Source organism: Prevotella sp., assembly GCF_036570325.1.
GTDB lineage: Bacteria > Bacteroidota > Bacteroidia > Bacteroidales > Bacteroidaceae > Prevotella.
Genome location: NZ_DATCYK010000028.1, coordinates 35,442 through 52,414, shown reverse-complemented (window position 1 = coordinate 52,414; position 16,973 = coordinate 35,442). Strand labels below are relative to the sequence as shown.

The 16,973-nt window shown below is 50.6% G+C and carries 16 protein-coding genes; 12 read left to right on the top strand and 4 right to left on the bottom strand.

The features are described 5' to 3' along the window. Positions 1 to 44: 44 nt before the first annotated feature. The 3 genes from VIR50_RS02405 to nadA form a co-directional block, all read right to left on the bottom strand. Entirely contained in the window at positions 45 to 1,088 is a 1,044-nt protein-coding gene (locus VIR50_RS02405; protein WP_331933555.1) for a chorismate-binding protein, read from the bottom strand. A gap of 469 nt (positions 1,089 to 1,557) precedes the next feature. Further along, complete coding sequence (locus VIR50_RS02400; RefSeq protein ID WP_331933554.1) at positions 1,558 to 1,794, bottom strand: hypothetical protein; 237 nt, start codon at positions 1,792 to 1,794, stop codon at positions 1,558 to 1,560. Positions 1,795 to 1,944: 150 nt separating this feature from the next. Then, positions 1,945 to 2,937 (bottom strand): quinolinate synthase NadA, encoded by a 993-nt coding sequence (gene nadA / locus VIR50_RS02395; RefSeq protein ID WP_331933553.1) that lies wholly within the window; start codon positions 2,935 to 2,937, stop codon positions 1,945 to 1,947. A 1,331-nt stretch (positions 2,938 to 4,268) separates the two neighbouring features. Here nadA and VIR50_RS02390 point away from each other — a divergent pair. The 8 genes from VIR50_RS02390 (at position 4,269) to VIR50_RS02355 (ending at position 11,857) form a co-directional block, all read left to right on the top strand. Beyond that, on the top strand, positions 4,269 to 4,871 hold the full coding sequence (locus tag VIR50_RS02390; RefSeq protein ID WP_331933552.1) for a DUF4254 domain-containing protein: 603 nt from the start codon (positions 4,269 to 4,271) through the stop codon (positions 4,869 to 4,871). A gap of 112 nt (positions 4,872 to 4,983) precedes the next feature. After that, positions 4,984 to 6,039 (top strand): glycosyltransferase family 9 protein, encoded by a 1,056-nt coding sequence (locus VIR50_RS02385; RefSeq protein WP_331933551.1) that lies wholly within the window; start codon positions 4,984 to 4,986, stop codon positions 6,037 to 6,039. Between the two features lie 251 nt (positions 6,040 to 6,290). After that, positions 6,291 to 6,527: an acyl carrier protein gene (locus tag VIR50_RS02380; RefSeq protein ID WP_092109717.1), complete on the top strand. Its 237-nt coding sequence runs from the start codon at positions 6,291 to 6,293 to the stop codon at positions 6,525 to 6,527. 132 nt (positions 6,528 to 6,659) lie between these two features. Continuing rightward, positions 6,660 to 7,922 (top strand): beta-ketoacyl-ACP synthase II, encoded by a 1,263-nt coding sequence (gene fabF / locus VIR50_RS02375; RefSeq protein ID WP_331933549.1) that lies wholly within the window; start codon positions 6,660 to 6,662, stop codon positions 7,920 to 7,922. Next, the gene (rnc, locus tag VIR50_RS02370; protein ID WP_331933568.1) at positions 7,915 to 9,021 is read left to right on the top strand and encodes a ribonuclease III; all 1,107 of its coding nucleotides are present in this window, start codon (positions 7,915 to 7,917) and stop codon (positions 9,019 to 9,021) included. The genes fabF and rnc overlap by 8 nt, the downstream gene beginning before the upstream one ends. Before the next feature lie 1,395 nt (positions 9,022 to 10,416). After that, entirely contained in the window at positions 10,417 to 11,016 is a 600-nt protein-coding gene (locus tag VIR50_RS02365; protein WP_331933548.1) for a hypothetical protein, read from the top strand. Further along, complete coding sequence (locus VIR50_RS02360; protein ID WP_331933547.1) at positions 11,016 to 11,600, top strand: outer membrane beta-barrel protein; 585 nt, start codon at positions 11,016 to 11,018, stop codon at positions 11,598 to 11,600. Before VIR50_RS02365 ends, VIR50_RS02360 begins: the two co-directional genes overlap by 1 nt. A 23-nt stretch (positions 11,601 to 11,623) precedes the next feature. After that, positions 11,624 to 11,857 carry a hypothetical protein gene (locus VIR50_RS02355; protein ID WP_331933546.1) on the top strand — a complete coding sequence of 78 codons (234 nt, stop codon included), beginning with the start codon at positions 11,624 to 11,626 and terminating at the stop codon, positions 11,855 to 11,857. Positions 11,858 to 12,088: 231 nt separating this feature from the next. Here the strand turns inward: VIR50_RS02355 and rnr are convergent, their stop codons facing one another. Continuing rightward, positions 12,089 to 14,329, bottom strand: a complete 2,241-nt coding sequence (gene rnr / locus VIR50_RS02350) for a ribonuclease R (RefSeq protein ID WP_331933545.1) — start codon at positions 14,327 to 14,329, stop codon at positions 12,089 to 12,091. Between the two features lie 526 nt (positions 14,330 to 14,855). Between rnr and VIR50_RS02345 the strand changes: the two genes are divergently transcribed. From VIR50_RS02345 to VIR50_RS02330, 4 genes are all read left to right on the top strand, one after another. Then, the gene (locus VIR50_RS02345; RefSeq protein WP_331933544.1) at positions 14,856 to 15,278 is read left to right on the top strand and encodes a hypothetical protein; all 423 of its coding nucleotides are present in this window, start codon (positions 14,856 to 14,858) and stop codon (positions 15,276 to 15,278) included. A 444-nt stretch (positions 15,279 to 15,722) separates the two neighbouring features. Then, a complete protein-coding gene (locus VIR50_RS02340; protein WP_331933543.1) occupies positions 15,723 to 16,178 on the top strand; it encodes a D-Ala-D-Ala carboxypeptidase family metallohydrolase in 456 nt (151 codons plus the stop codon). A gap of 106 nt (positions 16,179 to 16,284) precedes the next feature. Beyond that, a complete protein-coding gene (locus VIR50_RS02335) occupies positions 16,285 to 16,710 on the top strand; it encodes an HU family DNA-binding protein (protein ID WP_331933542.1) in 426 nt (141 codons plus the stop codon). Beyond that, positions 16,710 to 16,817 carry a smalltalk protein gene (locus VIR50_RS02330; protein ID WP_331933541.1) on the top strand — a complete coding sequence of 36 codons (108 nt, stop codon included), beginning with the start codon at positions 16,710 to 16,712 and terminating at the stop codon, positions 16,815 to 16,817. Before VIR50_RS02335 ends, VIR50_RS02330 begins: the two co-directional genes overlap by 1 nt. The last annotated feature ends 156 nt before the right edge of the window (positions 16,818 to 16,973 follow it).

Sequence of the window (16,973 nt, the reverse complement as noted above, 5' to 3'; positions counted from 1 at the left end):
GGTCCGACAACATGCCAATGACTGATTTTCCAAAGCCTTATCGATCATTCAAAAACATGCGAAATCGTTTTCAATTTGGCTTCGGTTTCGGCCCATTCCTTGTTTTCTTGGCTCTCGGTAAGCAGTCCGCCCCCGGCGAAAAGGCTGAGCCGACAACCCTCAATGCGCACGCAGCGCAACGAAACGTAAAGCTCCGTGGTGCCCAAAGGGTCGATAGGACCGAGAAAACCGCTGTAATAACTGCGGGGCGCCGACTCGTTTTGCCGAATGAAACGGCGGGCCCGGTCCTTGGGAATGCCACAGACGGCGGGCGTGGGAAACAGCTCCTCGAGCAACGGACCGACGCACCGGGACGATGGCAGGCCGAAACTGAAATCGGTACAGAGATGGAACAGCCGTGCCGCCGTGCGGGTGTAAGTGGGCGAGAGGGTCACGTCCGTGGCCCGTCGGCGCAGACATTGTTCTATATACGTGGCCACAAAGGCCTGCTCCTCCTTGTTTTTCTCGCTCCAAGGCCCGTCCGTCGGCATGGTGCCGGCCAAGGCCATGGTGTGCCACCGCTGCCCATCGCCCCGCAAAAGCACCTCGGGTGTGGCCATGAGCCACGTGCCCGTGAGGGGCGAACTGAAGAGCGCCACCATCTGATGAGGGTACAAATGGCAGGCATGACGGAAGAGACGCTCCGCCCCAACCTCCTCGCTCATGAGCCGTTCGCTGCGCCGGGCCAGCACTATTTTTTGAAACTTGCCGTCAAAGAGCGCCTCATGGAACCGCCGAAAATCATGCCCATAGCGGCTGCGATCGCCCTCGCCGTCGACCGCGACGGTCTCCACGGTCATCGGCTCATCGGCCTCCAACGGGCACACCTCCACCCTATCGGGCCGCAAGAGCACCACCGGCTCGGCTTCCGTGTCGAACGGTACCATGGCAAAACCTCGCTCACGGCCCAATTCCTCCACCGAACCAAGCCGCCGGGGCAGCCCCCTCGTTTGCTCCATGCGCACATACTCCGCCGCGTCGGGCAGTCGATAAAGCGCTATCGACGTGGCTCCGGCCGCATGTAAAATTTGATTTTCACCCTCAATCAAAGGGGAATTATTTTGAGAAAATGATTCTTCTGTTTTCAATTTTTTATGTTCTTACCCGATGGTTTAATTTATCTTGTTTTGAGATATATATGGGGCCATGCTCGAATAGTGAGTTTTTAGCCCGATGACTTTATTTGTCTTGCTTTGAGAAAAGCATGGTTCCTCGCTCAAATATTGAGTTTTTAGCCCGATGACTTTATTTGTCTTGCTTCGAGAAAAGGATGATTCCATGCTCGAATATTGAGTTTTTAGCCCGATGGAGCTATTCGATTTAGCGAGGAAAATATATCCTTCTTTATTCAAATCCTAATTTTCTTGCCCGATGATTTCAGCGGAATTGTTTGAGAAAAGAGAACTATTCTTATTCAAATTCCAATCCTCCTGCGTCAGAATTCCATCCGATTTGGAGAGCGAACCGTCTGCTTTTTTATTTAAAGACGTATTTCTTTACCCTATCCATTCGGCCGATTTAGGAGAGCGAACCGGCTGCTTCTTCATTTAAAGATGTATCTCTTAGCCCTATCCATTCGGCCGATTTAGGGAGCGAACCGGCTGCTTTTTTATTGAAAAATGTAGCTCTTTGCCCAATTAACTCGGCCGATTTAAAGAGCGAACCAGCTGCTTCTTTATTTAAAGACATAGCTCCTTGCCCTATCCATTCGGCCGATTTAGAAAACGAACCGTCTGCTTTTTTATTGAAAGACATAGCTCTTTGCCCTATCAATCTATCTGATTTAGGGAGCGAAATGTTTTCCTCCTTATTTATATACGATGTTTTTTTACGCTCCGAAAGAGGGCCGGCGGGGCGGAAACCCGTATTGTTGAGAGGAGAAGCAGAGCGCCGGGGCATGACGATTCAGAGCTTCAGCATGCGCTCGATGGGCTTCACGGCGTCGCGGGCGATGGCGGGATCGATTTCGACGGTGGGCCATCCGTATTTCAACGTGAGGTAGATTTTGCGCAGGGTGTTCTTTTTCATGTACTCGCACTCGTTGCAACTGCAGGCCGGTCCGCCCTCGGTCACTTCGGGAGGCACGGGAATGAAGGTGGCCTCGGGGCAGGTACGCTCCAGCTCATGGAGTATGCCGGCCTCGGTGGCGACGATGTATTGGCGCTGCTCGGGGTGCTCGGCGGCGTAGCGGAGCATGTCGGCGGTGGAGCCTTTGACGTCGGCCAAGGCCAAGACGGGGGCCTTGCACTCCAAGTGGGCCATGACGATGGCGTCGGGATGGAGCCGGCGGAGCCGTGCGATTTCGGCCACGCTGAACTTCTCATGCACGTGACAGCCGCCGTTCCAGAGCAACATCTGTCGGCCCGTGACGCTGTTGATGTAGTTGCCGAGGTTGTAATCGGGACCGAAAATGAGCTTGGCGTCGGCCGGGAAACTGTCGACCACGCGCTTGGCGTTGCCGCTGGTGACGACACAGTCGGTCAGGGCTTTCACGGCGGCGGTGGTGTTGACGTAGCTGATGACTTGGTAACCGGGATGGTCGGCCTTGAACTGTCTGAGGTCGTCGGCGCCGCAACTGTCGGCCAAGGAGCAGCCCGCCGTGAGGTCGGGGCAGAGCACCGTCTTATCGGGTGAGAGCAGTTTGCAGGTCTCGGCCATGAAATGCACGCCGCACATGACCATCACCCGTGCCTCGGTTTCGGCGGCCTTGCGGGCCAAGGCCAGCGAGTCGCCCACGAAATGGGCTATCTCTTGTATCTCGCCCACGGTGTAGTAATGGGCCAGAATGATGGCGTCTTTCTCACGGCAGAGGCGTTTTATCTCGCCCTTTAAATCCATTTGCTCGTCGATGGGCTCGTCAATGAAGCCCCGTTCTTTCCATTCTTGCTTGATATTCATATTTATGTCTGTTGTATTTAAGGGTGGGTGAGGGAGGAGGAGCGATGATGGTGGCAGCTCATGGCTTTTTATTTTCCAAGAAGAAGCTGCTTCATGTGGTCAATGAGCCCGTTCTTCAATCGGGTTTCGCCGTGCTTTTGGGTTCGGTTTTTACCATCGTTTTCGCTACTTGTTTACAAAGATAATATTTTTCGGACAGATATTTTTAGATTTTGCGAAACATCCACCGATTTAGCGTTTATTGCCGGTGGCGGCGCAAGAGTGGGCGATTGACCGGGCCGAAGTGGGCGATTGACCGGGCCGAAGTGGGCCTTTGACCTGATGATTGCATAGCTTTTAACAGATGAAGATTGGCAGAAACTTTATTTTTACTTCGGGGATAATCTGGCGGAGATTGGCAGAGACTTTATTTAATGGCGGGGGATAATCAGACAAGTCGGACCAGTCAGACTAATCAGACCGTTACGGCAAAAGCCGCAAAACCTACAACTCATCACCTTCTCAACAAATTATTCATCCCCTCAACCTCCCAACCACCAACCTTATTCTCAAACTATTCATCCCCCCAACCTCCCAACCACCAACCTTATTATCAAACCATTCATCCCCCCAACTTCCCAACCACCAACCCATTTCTCCCCAACTCATTATTATCTTATTTACTTTTCTTTCTTTAAAGAATAAAAAAAAGAGTAAGATGATAGGCTGTGGATATGTTCATAACTTTAGGAGTAAAAATTTGGTAGTTTAACTATTAACACGGGAGAAAGGGCTTTCCACTGCTTGGAGCAATATCTATTGAGTGATAATCAATGGGTTGGAATGGTTTTCCACAATAATGGGGACAATCCCGAAGCGTTGATAAGTTGATAACTTTTTTGGCTGAAAAACGGTTGAAAACTCAATGAATACCGCGGGATAAAGCTGTGGATATCCACGGTGACGGCCCTCCGACCTGATGGGTGTGGATATGCACCAAGTTATCAACGGGCTTATGAGAAGGTTTTCAACAGGGTTATCCACACTTTTTGTGGATAACTCGGAAGATGGGGAAAACGATTGAGGCGTGGGGGTGTGGGCTGTTTACCTTATTATATATAATAGGAGAAAAGATAAATTATATCAGGTAAGAGGATTATATACATCGCATGAAAAGAATGATTCTATTCCATTGAAGATTTATATATATTCCATGAAAATCCGGATTCTGTCACATGACGGGATTGGCTATCGCTTTTTAGGCTGAAAAAGGCGAAGATTAATGGTGGGAAACATTTGGAAGTATAGAAAATAATCTTTACATTTGCATAATAATTAAAAATCTGAATACAATGACTTTTACAGAAACTTGCAACGAAATCTTTAACAAGGCGATTGCCGATTACCATGTGAAAGACAACATTGAAACCCCTATCAATAATCCTTATGAGCGCGACTCTATTGAGAACCGCTTGTATCTGAAGTGTTGGATAGACACGGTGCAGTGGCATTTTGAGGACATCATCCGCGATCCTCATATCGACCCGGTGGAGGCTTTGGGCCTGAAGCGGCGCATAGACCGCAGCAATCAGGACCGCACGGACTTGGTTGAACAGATAGACAGCTACTTCCGACAGAAGTACAGCGACGTGCAGGTTTTGCCCGATGCCCGCATCAACACCGAGAGCCCGGCGTGGGCAGTGGACCGTCTGAGTATTCTGGCATTGAAGATTTACCACATGCGTGAGCAGGCCGAGCGTACCGACGCCACGGAAGACCATCGCTCGAAGTGCGCCGCCAAGCTGGCCGTGCTCTTGGAACAGCAGGTGGACCTCTCGACGGCCATCGACCAGCTCCTTGAGGACATTGAGCAAGGACGTAAATACATGAAGGTGTATCGTCAGATGAAGATGTATAACGACCCCGCCACTAACCCCGTACTTTATAAGAAGTAAGGTTGTGGGGTGAGGAGTTGGGGGATAAGGAGCGGCATTGCCACTCCCTCATCTTAAAACAAACCATTCATCCCCTCAACCCCCCAACTCCTCAACTACCAATCTCCACCTTATGAAAGAACATTTGCTGATTATTCGCTTCTCGGCCTTGGGCGACGTGGCCATGGCCGTGCCCGTAGTGGCGTCGCTGGCCCGGCAATATCCCGACCTGCGCATCACGGTGTTGAGCCGTCCTTTTGCCCGTGTGTTCTTCGAGAACTTGGCACCCAACGTGGGATTCATGGGCGCCGACGTGAAGAATGAGTACGCCGGGCTGCACGGACTCAACAAGCTCTATCGGCGGCTGTTGGCCAAGAACATCACGGCCGTGGCCGATTTCCATAATATATTAAGGTCAAATTATCTCAGGTTGCGGTTCAATCTGGGCGGCTTTCGCGTGGCCCATATCGACAAGCACCGCCGTGGCAAGCGCTTGCTCGTGAGGAGTGAGGACAAGGTGATGGTGCAACAGCCCACCGTTTTCAAGAACTACCTCGACGTGTTGGCCCGCTTGGGCTATCCCGTGGCGATGAGTTTCACCAGCATATTCCCACCCGAGGGCGGTAACCTGCGGCTCCTGCCGGGCGTCATCGGTGAGAAGAAAGCCTTTCAGCAGTGGATAGGCATAGCGCCCTTTGCCGCCCACAAGGGCAAGATTTACCCCGAGGGCCATACCGAGAAAGTCATGGCCGAGCTCATCAGGCGCCATCCCTCGTGCCGCATATTCCTCTTTGGGGGCGGCGGGCGCGAGAAAACCGTGCTCGACGAGTGGGCTTCGAAATACCCCAATTGCCTTAACGCGTCGGCCCTGCTCGGCGGTATGGGTAACGAATTGATACTCATGAGCCACCTCGACGCGATGATCAGCATGGATAGCGGCAATATGCACTTGGCCTCGCTCACGGGCATTCCCGTGGTAAGCGTTTGGGGGGCGACCCATCCTTTCGCCGGTTTCATGGGGTGGAAACAGAGCCTCGACAACGCCGTGCAGATAGACCTGCCCTGCCGTCCCTGCTCCATTTACGGCAACAAGCCCTGCCTGAGGGGCGACTATGCCTGCCTGAAGAATATCTCCCCCGAGCTGGTAATCAACAGAGTGGAGCGAGTCATCAACCGACCCCTGCGCTGACAGCCGCCAACCCCGCCTATGGCATGTCGCCGGGGCGCCGAAACCATTTCTCAAAAGATAATTATCTAACCGCCTGATTTTTTGGAATTTAGCCTTAAAACGGCCCCAAATAATGCACAGTAGGGGGGTGTTTGTGCAATGCGAGGCGCTTTTTTAAAAGAAATATTTGCAACTTTGAAGAAAAAGTTGTTTCTTTGCACCCGAATTTTTAATAAGATAATTATTTATAAACCAATTTAAAAGTTACAATTATGTCAGAAATTGAAAGCAAAGTAAAGGCTATTATCGTGGACAAACTCGGTGTTGACGAGGCTGAAGTTAAGCCGGAAGCAAGTTTCACAAACGATCTTGGCGCCGACTCACTTGATACAGTAGAATTGATCATGGAATTCGAGAAGGAATTCGGTATTTCAATTCCCGACGACAAGGCTGAGACTATCCAGACTGTTGGCGACGCTATTAATTACATCGCAGAGAACGCTAAGTAATTAGCCGAAGCTTTTATTTTTTTATACGATTAGGGATTAGTGATTAAGGATTTGGACCGGCACATCAACATGCTTGTTGCGATGTGAGGTTCTGATCACTAATCCCTAATTCCTAATTAACATTTTAATTAAATGGAATTAAAGAGAGTAGTAGTAACAGGCCTCGGCGCCGTTACGCCCGTAGGTAATACCCCCGAGGAAACATGGGCTAACCTGCTGGCCGGAAAAAGCGGAGCCGCGCCTATTGCACAATTCGACGCAACCAATTTCAAGACCCAGTTCGCCTGCGAGGTGAAAAACCTTAACGTCACCGAATACATCGACCGCAAGGAAGTTCGCAAGATGGACCGCTACTGCCAGTTGGCCATGATCAGCGCCATGCAGGGCGTGAAAGACGCCGGCCTTGACTTGGAAAAAGAAGACAGAAACCGCATAGGCGTCGTTTACGGCGTAGGTATCGGCGGTATCAAGACATTCCAAGACGAAGTGACTTACTACGGTCAGCACATGGCCGACGGTCCTAAGTTCAACCCCTTCTTCATCCCAAAGATGATAGCCGACATCGCCTCAGGCCAAATCAGCATTCACTTTGGGTTCCACGGACCTAACTATACCACCACCAGCGCCTGCGCCTCGTCGAGCAACGCCGTGGCCGACGCCTTCAACCTCATACGCTTGGGCAAGGCCAACGTCATCGTTACCGGTGGTGCCGAGGCAGCTATCTGCGAGTGTGGAGTAGGAGGTTTCAACGCCATGCACGCCCTTTCGACCCGCAATGACGACCCGGAGCACGCCAGCCGCCCATTCAGCGCCAGCCGCGACGGTTTTATCATGGGCGAGGGAGCAGGCTGTCTCATCCTCGAAGAGCTCGAGCACGCCAAGGCCCGCGGCGCTAAGATCTACGCCGAGATGGTAGGCGAGGGCGCAAGTGCCGATGCGCACCACATCACCGCCTCACATCCCGAGGGTCTCGGAGCGAAACTCGTAATGCTCAACGCCCTCGAGGACGCCGGCTTGAAGCCCGAGGACATCGACTACATCAACGTTCACGGCACATCGACACCCGTGGGCGACGTGTCGGAGGCCAAGGCCATCAAGGACGTTTTCGGCGACCACGCCTACAAGCTCAACATCAGCTCCACCAAGAGTATGACCGGTCACCTCCTCGGAGCAGCCGGAGCGGTGGAAGCCATGGTATGTGTGCTCTCCGTACAGAACGACATCATTCCGCCAACCATCAACCACGAGGAAGGCGACAATGACGAGCAACTCGACTACAACATGAATTTCACCTTCAACAAGGCCCAGAAGCGCGAGGTACGTGCTGCCCTGAGCAACACCTTCGGCTTCGGTGGACACAACTGCTGCGTAGTATTCAAGAAGTATGCTGAGTAGTAACATCATTGATAGAATAAAGCTCCCTTTCCGCAAGGATAAGGAGCTTTATTTGTCTTTATACGAGATTATAGGCTTCTTTCCCCACGACATCAGCTACTACAAGCTGGCCCTGATGCACAAGAGCGTCATGCGTCGCAACGCCAAAGGCAAGCCCGTCAACAACGAGCGGCTCGAATTCTTGGGCGACGCCATCCTCGACGCCATCGTGGGCGACATCGTCTACCAACATTTTCCCGGCAAACGAGAGGGTTTTCTCACCAATACACGCTCCAAACTGGTACAGCGCGACACGCTCAACCGGCTGGCCAAGGAAATGGGTATCAGTCGACTGATACTGAGCAACGGCCGAAGCTCGTCCCACAACAGCTACATGGGCGGCAACGCCTTCGAGGCCTTGGTGGGCGCCATCTACTTGGACCGCGGCTACAACGCCTGCATGCGCTTCATGAGAGACCGTGTGCTCAAGGAAATCATCAACATAGACAAGGTGGCGTACAAGGAGGTCAACTTCAAGAGCAAGCTCATAGAGTGGAGCCAGAAGAACCGGGTGAAAATGGGATTTGAGAGCGTCGACGAGCAAACCGACGAGAACGGAAGTCCCATTTTCAACTATCGTGTGGTGCTCGAAGGTATCAAGGGCTGTGCCGGGACCGGCTACAGCAAGAAAGAAAGCCAGCAGAAAGCCGCCAAGCTCACCTTGGAGAAACTGCGCAAGGAGCCACAATTCATCGACAGCGTCTTCGCCGCCAAGGCCAACCGCACCAAGATGGAGGAGGAACCCGTGCAGAACGTGCCCGCCACCGAGCAGAAGGAAGACTTCATCATCAGCCAAGCGGCCGAGCCGAAGGTAGAGGAGAAGCACACCACGGCCTTCAGCGAAACGGTATATAAGGACGACTCGCGCCGCAGCCGCCGGTCACCCATGTACCGCTCGAGCAACGAAATGGTAGCCGCCAAGGCCGAGAAAGAGGCCGCTCCGCCCTCCACGGCCCGTCAAGCCGATGAAGAGTTCGACCTGAGCGACATCAGTGCCCAGCGCATGAGCCGTGAGGACATCATCGCCCAAGCCGAGGCCGAGGCCTTTGAAAAGGCTTAATGCCCCCGCCACCGGGCTGTTATGACCCCGCGGAAGTGGGCTTCTTAAGAAGCATTAAACCCATATTCATAGAAAGGAAGTCGCAATCCTTTGCTTCCTAAACAGCAAGTCAGCCGCATCTAAAGATAGATGCGGCTGATTTGTTTTTGTATCATAAGTCAATAACGACTGCTTATTTTGACGGTATAACTGCCTATTTTTCTGTCATTTAATCAAAAAACTTGCTGAAGCCGTCTGTCATATAAATGTTTCAGCAATTATAATTCGTAGAACTCATGTTATTATAAATATAATTCTTATCTTTGTAAAAGTTTCCACGCCGATGGCCTCTTCTGTTAACAGAATGGTGCAGGGAAAGGGCAAAACGTCTGATGAGACAAAATTGCCGGTGTGGGGACTATTTATATATGGTAAGGCGTTTACATGCGCTTTGTCCTTGACGATCTTGAAACTTCGCAAACTTCCAGACATAGTCAAGAACATAGCAACGGTAGATGCCCATGGGTGTGAATTAATGTATTCTGCCCTATAGCCTCGTTATGCCCATTCTGCTCATTTGCAGACATGGCAAAGATGGGGTGTATAGGTGTATAATGCTTTTTCATATCGGCGTGGGGTCTCGTTGCTCGTTCAACTATGTCGGGTAATGCGAAGACCTCAAGATCGTGGGACGGGTAACTGTAAGTCTCCCACGCTTTTTCGTATATACTATAATATATTAACTTTATTAATCAACTCTATGTGGGAGAAGTAGAGTAATATATTTTGTATATGATAAAAGATGAAAAATTATGTTACGTAATCCACGATCTTAATTCTAATTTAAAGTGTTGTCCTTGGATTTTATTTTTGGTTTGCATGTTAGTGGGAGTAATTCTTTATTTCCTTAATCCCATTACTGAAAATGCTAAATTATCGTCTCTGGGCAGTTCTCTTGACATTACGTCAGAGCTATTGGGCTTTATAATAGCGAGTATAGCTATCTTCTTTAGTTTAGGACATGATGTAATTGTTAGATTACGTAAGAAAGTTAAAGATAAAAAGAGGCCTATTAATGTAGTTTTTGCAACGATAACTTTTCTTTGCATAGTATTGATAGTTAATATCTTAATGGTAATGACATGCCAATTACTTAGTCAGGAAACCATGCTTTACCAAATGTTATATTATGCGTCAATGAGCTTTACGCTTTACAGTCTGTTGCTGTGTGCGCATATTATTTTCCATTTATTTACATTTCGTACCTTTTTATAAATACCATCATAAAACAGCTTTTAGTTTTAGCAGCGTTGTTTCTATGTTTGCTACGTTCTACATTCATACATTGAATAACATTATTTTTATCGGATAGTTTTATTTTAAAATCAATTTTTTAAACATTAAATGAAAACCATTATGAAAAAGTTTTTAAGTATTTTATTTTTGGCTTTAACAGCCGTTGTTGGTGTTTATGCACAAGAAACTTCATCAAAAAAGAATTTCGCTGAGGTTGGTGGTGTGATGATGCAGGGCCTTGGAGAGTTTGATAACTTTACTTATTGGGGAGGTGGACTGAGCCTTGGCCATTATTTCACACCAATATGGGGCGTGAGTGTTGAGGGAAAAGTGGTTTTCCGTCATTATGAGGATGAAGGGGATAAAGCTGATGGTGTCTTAGGATTTGTTGGTGTCAACGGACATGCTAAGGTATCAGAACTCTTTATGCCCAACAGCATTCTTGAAATTGAGCCAACTGTGGGAATTGGTTATAGTTGGATTCATGAAAATAGTGAATGGACAGAGGAGATGCATGAGGAAGTTAACCTTGTAAAGAAGAATAAGACATGGCATTTCATTGTTCCCAAGGTTGGGGTTAATGTTGCCCTTAACTTGACCAAATCACGTAATCTCCAATTTATTGTTACACCAGAGTTGGCTTTTTATAAGAATAAAGATGTTCGTAATGATGGTTTCACAAACCTCAATGTCAATGCAAAATTAAGATTGAAGTTTTAATGATGAAGTTTTTAAGTATTTTATTTTTGGCTTTGACAGCCGTTGTCGGTGTTTATGCAGAGGAAACTCCATCAAAAAAGAATTTCGTGGAAGTTGGTGGAGTGATGATGCAGGACCTTGGAGATAGGGATGACTTGACTTATTGGGGAGGTGGACTAAGCCTTGGCCGTTATTTCACACCAATATGGGGTGTGAGTGTTGAGGGAAAGTTGGGAACACGTCATAAAAAGAATGAATATGGTGAGACCGATGCAGTTTTGGGATTTATTGGTGTCAACGGACATGCAAAGGTGTCAGAACTCTTTATGCCCAACAGCATTCTTGAGATAGAGCCAACAGTGGGAATTGGTTATAGTTGGGAAACTGAAGATTATGTTGACCATGATGATCATAGATGGGATGAGAAATCAACATCTCATTTCATTGTTCCCAAGGTTGGAGTTAATGTTGCCCTTAACTTGACCAAATCACGTAATCTCCAATTTATTGTCACGCCTGAATTGGCTTTTTATAAGCATAAAGACTTAAAAAATGATGGTGGAACCTATCTCAATGTCAATGCAAAATTAAGATTGACGTTTTAAATAATAACCCAAAAGAAGAAATCATGATAGACAATTTTGAATCAAAACTTAGAACGGCTCTTGTAAAAAGGACATCTCAAGAGAATGCAGAGTTTATTTTATCTCAAATCAAATCTGACGAGAGAGATGAGAATCTAAAGATAATGGATAATGGCGTTTATGATTTATTAAAAGAAAGAGGCTTGTCAGACGTTTTTAAAGAAGCCTACACAGAGTTAGGAATTAAATGGAATCATGATAACGAACCGCCGTATTAAGAGATATTATAATTTCAAATTGAGTTATTGAATTGTAGGGCCCCTTGTGAGTTGACGAGTAAATCAATCGACGAGTTGACAAGGAAGTCGTAGCCCTACGCTATTTAAACAGCAAATCAGCCGCATCTACTCTTAGATGCGGCTGATTTGTTTTGAGGGGTGGAGGATTCCGCAGGCGGGAAATCTGTCTTTTACCCTTGGCAATGAATCTTCTCACCGAGGCGGCGGGCGTTACTCGTCGAGGGCGAAGTCGAGCTGTTTTTTCTCGAGGTTGGCCTTGGCCACTTTGATGCGGATGGCGTCGCCGAGCTGGTATTTGTGGTGATGACGGCGACCCACGAGGCAGAAGTTGCGCTCGTCGAACTCGTAGTAGTCGTTATCCAAGTCGCGCATGGGAATCATTCCCTCGCAGTGGTTGTCGTCGATCTCGGCGTAAATGCCGTAGCTTGTAATGCCGCTGATGTGGGCGTCGAAGGACTGTCCGAGCTTGTCGGCCATGAATTCCACCATCTTGTACTTGATGGAATCGCGCTCGGCGTTCTGTGCCACGAGCTCCATGTCGGAGCAATGTTCGCAGAGTTCCTCGCAATGTTTCTCATTGGCGCTGCGCGCTCCTTGCTGGTAGCGGGTGAGGAGTCGGTGGACGATGGTGTCGGGGTAGCGGCGTATGGGGGAGGTAAAGTGGGTGTAGTAGTCGAAGGCCAGCCCGAAGTGGCCGATGTTGTGGGTGGTGTACTTGGCTTTCATCATGGCCCTGAGCGCCACGGTTTGTATTACTTTGCCCTCGCGCTTGCCTTCGACGTCGTCCATGAGCTTGTTAATGCTCTTGGCCATGGCGCCCTTGGTGCCATCGGTCTTTACTTTGTAGCCGAATTTGGCGATGAATTGGCGCAGCGTCTCCATTTTTTGTGGGTCGGGATTGTCGTGAACGCGGTAGGGAAGGGTCTTTGCCTTGCGCCCTTTCTTTACTTTTCCGACGGTCTCGGCCACGGTGCGGTTGGCCAGCAGCATGAATTCCTCGATGAGCTTGTTGGCGTCCTTGGAGCTCTTGAAGTAGCAGCGGGTGGGCTTTCCCTTTTCGTCGATGTCGAAATGGAGCTCCTCTCGGTCGAATTTCACGGCGCCGTTCTTGAATCGTTTGCTACGCAATTGCTTGGCCAGTCGGTCGAGGAGGATGAGCAGTTGGGCGTTCTCACCCTTGTAGCCGCCCTTGGGAGCGGGTGGGGCGGGCTCTCCCGTGCCGTCGATGACGCCGTTGTCCTCAAGGATTTGTTGTACTTCCTCGTAGGCGTAGCGGCGGTCGCTGCGGATGACGGTGTGGACTATGCGCGATGATTTGATGTCGGCGTCGGCGTCCATGGTGAAGATGACGCTGTAGGCGAGCTTCTCCTCGTTGGGGCGGAGTGAGCAAACGAAGTTGCAGAGGTGCTCGGGCAGCATGGGGATGGTGCGGTCGACGAGGTAAATGCTGGTGGCTCGCTTGACGGCTTCCTTGTCGATGATGGAGCCTTCGGTCACGTAGTGGCTCACGTCGGCTATGTGCACGCCCACCTCGTAGAGGGCTGCCTTGCCTTGCTTGGCGGCCTGCGGGGTGAGGGGATGGCCTTGGGCGTCGAGCAGGCGGATGGAGAGGGCGTCGTCGAAGTCCTTGGCGTCGCGGGGATCGATGGTGCAGGTGAACACTTGGCGGAAGTCCTCGCGCTCGTCAAGGTCTTTCTTCGTTACCTCGCCGGTTATCTTCTTGGCGGCTTCCTCCACGGCTTGGGGGTATTTATAGGGCAGTCCGTATTGGGCGAGGATGGTGTTCATCTCGACGTCGTTGTCGCCCGTCTGTCCCAAGATGTCGATGACTTCGCCGATGGGGCTCTTGCGTTCCTCGTCGGGCCACTGCGTTACGCGCACGACGGCCTTGTCGTCTGTCTTGCCGCCTTTTATCTTTCGGCGGGGTATGATGATGTTGTGGGCCAGCACGTCGGACTGGGGTATGAGGTAGGCCATGTCCTTGTCTACCTTCAGGCGGCCCACGAAGGTGTCTTTCTTGCGCTCGAGTATCTCGATGACTTGCGCTTCCTTTATGTGGTTGACGCGGCGAGCCATGAACGAGAATTTTACCTTGTCGCCGGTGAGGGCGCCCATGGAGTTGCGCTCTGACACGAAGATGGGCTTCTCGCTATCCACGGGTATGACGGAGTTCTTGCCGTTGGCCTTGCGCTGGAATGTGCCTTCCTGTATTTGGCCATTGGTGTTGAGGCGGTATGAATTTTCCGAAACCTTGGCCAGAAAGTCGTCCCACGCCATTTCCTCCATGATGTCTATGGCCTGCATCTTGAGCGGGTGGGTGTTGAGCTTGAGGGCTCTGAATATTTCTTTGAAACTTAATGTTTTTCCGGGTAGGGCGGAGAAAAATTCCTCTATCCGCTCAGCCAATTGTTTTTTGGTCAGTCGTTTGCCGGCCTTTTTGCCTTTTGTCATAGCTATGGTGTTTTAAAATATAACGTGGTAAAATGGTATAGATGGTTCGCCGTGCCACGGTGGGGTGGGCTTGGCGTGCGTGGTCTATGGGCCAAAGATACGAAAAGTTTTGTTGACGCCATCATTTTTGGTGTGAAAAAGTGGGCCTTTTGGGCCCTTAAAGCTGCCCTTTGGACGAGCTAAAGGGCTGGTTTGAGGAGGGAGAAGAGGCGTGGTGGCAGGCTGAGGGGGTGAGGAGGTGGGGGGAAAGGGAGCTGTCGGACGAGTCGGACCAGTCAGACTAATCGGACCGATTCGACAGCTCAGACCCGTCCGACGCTCTCTCTACAGCGGCGGCAAGGCCGCCTCACCCTCTCACCTTATCGCCCTCAAGGCAAACCATTCATCCCCCAACCCCTCAACCGCCCACCTCCTTTATCTTATCTTAACTTCTTACGACTGTTCACTGAAATATTATTTCCACGAAAGGGCTTAACTTTGCACCCGATAACAACCCACTAACCCTAATAAATAATTGAATAGAGAAATGGAAGAAACAAACGTAAAATTGATGTATCAGGGGCACATACAGACTTTCAGGAAATCAGAACTCAGACCCCTTCGGGAGGAAGCGATGCAGGAAATGCAGCAATTCGTGATGGAACTCATTGATGGTGGCGACGGGGGCAGCCTGCGTTGGCAGAGCACCACGACCGACCTCGTGGAGCTGGTGAGCGATGTTTACACGGTGTGCGACGTGAAGGACGCCCGCGGGTGCGACCTAACCTTTGCCTACATGGTCGAAATGGTGTGTCGCAGGCTGGTGAAGCCCGTGCCCCGCAATCCACGGTCGTATGCCTATCGGGCCAAAATGCGCAAGTCGATGCGCCAGAGCTCGCTGCTCGATCGCTGGGTCCTCATGAAAATCAACGGCCTCGATCCACGCCGCCAATTGGTCAGCAGGGCGTGAGGAGCTGGCCCGTGGCCCGCGGAAGCAGCCGTTTCAGGAATGTCGAGGCAGTGTAGGCACAAGTGTATCGCCCACCTCCTTGGCCACCCTTAAAAACCTCCTTATCTTTGCATCGTTGAAAGTAACAAAACCAAATCGTAAATATTGAAACACACATCATTAGAAAGATATAAGTAAAGAAGTTAATCAGTTGATGGCAGAGAGCTGTTAAGGCTATCGGAATAGTCGGACCAGTCGGACTAATCAGACCGGGCTGAGGCAAATAGAAGGAGCAAAAACAAAACTAACCATTCATCCCCCCAACTACTCACCCTCAACCAATAACAACTAACCATTCATCCCCCCAACTACCACCCCTCACCAATCCCGGCTAACCATTCATCCCCCCAACTCCCCAACTGCCAACTAAAACCTCCCCAACCACCAACCAAAACCCCCATTACCATGAAAACACACAACCCAACCAACGGCGACCGGCTGCGGCTGACGCCCCATTTCACCCTCGAGGAGATGACCCGCTCGGCCACGGCCCGCCGGTACCACGTCGACAACACGCCCTCACCCGAGGCAGTACACAACCTGCGACGGCTCTGCACCAAGGTGCTCGAACCCCTCCGAAAGGAGTTTGGCCCCATCCGCGTCACCAGCGGCTACCGCTCCGAATGGCTCAACCGCATGGTGGGAGGGGCCACCCACTCGCAGCACATCTTCGGCGAGGCCTGCGACATCCACATCCCCTCACGGGCCAAAGGCATAGAAATGCTGGAGTTCATCTTCATGACCTTGGACTACGACCAGCTCCTCTTTGAGCACAACCTGCAGGGCGCCGAGTGGATACACGTGAGCTACCGCGAAGGCCACAACCGACAAATCATGATTCCCTACTACATGCCGGCATGACCGCCGGCCCGGGGCAACCATCGGCGACGAAAGAAAAAGAAAATTGTAGGCTTACATATTATCAACAAACAACAAACCAATTATTAACCAAAAAACACAAACAATTATGGCAGTAAATTACAAAATGTATCAGGACAACCGCAAGGAGAGTAAGACAAAGGGCAAGTGGTTCGCCCGCGCCACCCACAAGGGAGTGGTCGAGACCAACCAACTGACCGAGGTGATGACCGACATGCTCCAGCAGTCGATGCGCATTAAGCTCAACGGACTGGGCACCTTCAAGATCGGAATCTCCACCCGTGCCGCCGAAACAGCCAAGGATTTCACCATCACGAAGCACCTTCGCAACGTGCATGTGCTCTTCCAGCCCGAGCTCACCGTCGACCGTTCCAGCCACGCCCGTAAGCGGGCATTGCTCCACGGCGTTGAGTTTACCGAGGCCGATGAGTACACCAGCGGCAAGAAGGGCGACAAGACCACCACGACCAAGCCCTCGGGCTCGGCCACAAGCGGCGAGGAAGGAGGTAACTAATGGCTCAAGTGAATCTGACACCATGGAAAATACTCTTTAAAGTCATCATTGCCGTGGCGACGGCACTGCTCGGGGCCTTGGGCGCCGACAGCATGACAAACGAATGAAGCGCGGCGGCCGCCGGAGGGCAGGCCCCCACAGTCAACACAGATGATTACTGACGGATTGGGCGGATTTGTGAAAATCTGCCCAATTTTTTGTATTCGGGCCGCGATGTTTTCTCATTTATAATATGTATCTTTGCATCCATGACAACGCTTCTG

What these genes read in the sequence shown, in the direction of transcription:
- VIR50_RS02400 (WP_331933554.1), bottom strand. Translation starts at nt 1,794, where the DNA reads ATGTCTTTCAATAAAAAAGCAGACGGTTCGTTTTCTAAATCGGCCGAA.
- nadA (WP_331933553.1), bottom strand. Translation starts at nt 2,937, where the DNA reads ATGAATATCAAGCAAGAATGGAAAGAACGGGGCTTCATTGACGAGCCC.
- VIR50_RS02390 (WP_331933552.1), top strand. Translation starts at nt 4,269, where the DNA reads ATGACTTTTACAGAAACTTGCAACGAAATCTTTAACAAGGCGATTGCC.
- VIR50_RS02385 (WP_331933551.1), top strand. Translation starts at nt 4,984, where the DNA reads ATGAAAGAACATTTGCTGATTATTCGCTTCTCGGCCTTGGGCGACGTG.
- VIR50_RS02380 (WP_092109717.1), top strand. Translation starts at nt 6,291, where the DNA reads ATGTCAGAAATTGAAAGCAAAGTAAAGGCTATTATCGTGGACAAACTC.
- fabF (WP_331933549.1), top strand. Translation starts at nt 6,660, where the DNA reads ATGGAATTAAAGAGAGTAGTAGTAACAGGCCTCGGCGCCGTTACGCCC.
- VIR50_RS02365 (WP_331933548.1), top strand. Translation starts at nt 10,417, where the DNA reads ATGAAAAAGTTTTTAAGTATTTTATTTTTGGCTTTAACAGCCGTTGTT.
- VIR50_RS02360 (WP_331933547.1), top strand. Translation starts at nt 11,016, where the DNA reads ATGATGAAGTTTTTAAGTATTTTATTTTTGGCTTTGACAGCCGTTGTC.
- VIR50_RS02355 (WP_331933546.1), top strand. Translation starts at nt 11,624, where the DNA reads ATGATAGACAATTTTGAATCAAAACTTAGAACGGCTCTTGTAAAAAGG.
- rnr (WP_331933545.1), bottom strand. Translation starts at nt 14,329, where the DNA reads ATGACAAAAGGCAAAAAGGCCGGCAAACGACTGACCAAAAAACAATTG.
- VIR50_RS02345 (WP_331933544.1), top strand. Translation starts at nt 14,856, where the DNA reads ATGGAAGAAACAAACGTAAAATTGATGTATCAGGGGCACATACAGACT.
- VIR50_RS02340 (WP_331933543.1), top strand. Translation starts at nt 15,723, where the DNA reads ATGAAAACACACAACCCAACCAACGGCGACCGGCTGCGGCTGACGCCC.
- VIR50_RS02335 (WP_331933542.1), top strand. Translation starts at nt 16,285, where the DNA reads ATGGCAGTAAATTACAAAATGTATCAGGACAACCGCAAGGAGAGTAAG.
- VIR50_RS02330 (WP_331933541.1), top strand. Translation starts at nt 16,710, where the DNA reads ATGGCTCAAGTGAATCTGACACCATGGAAAATACTCTTTAAAGTCATC.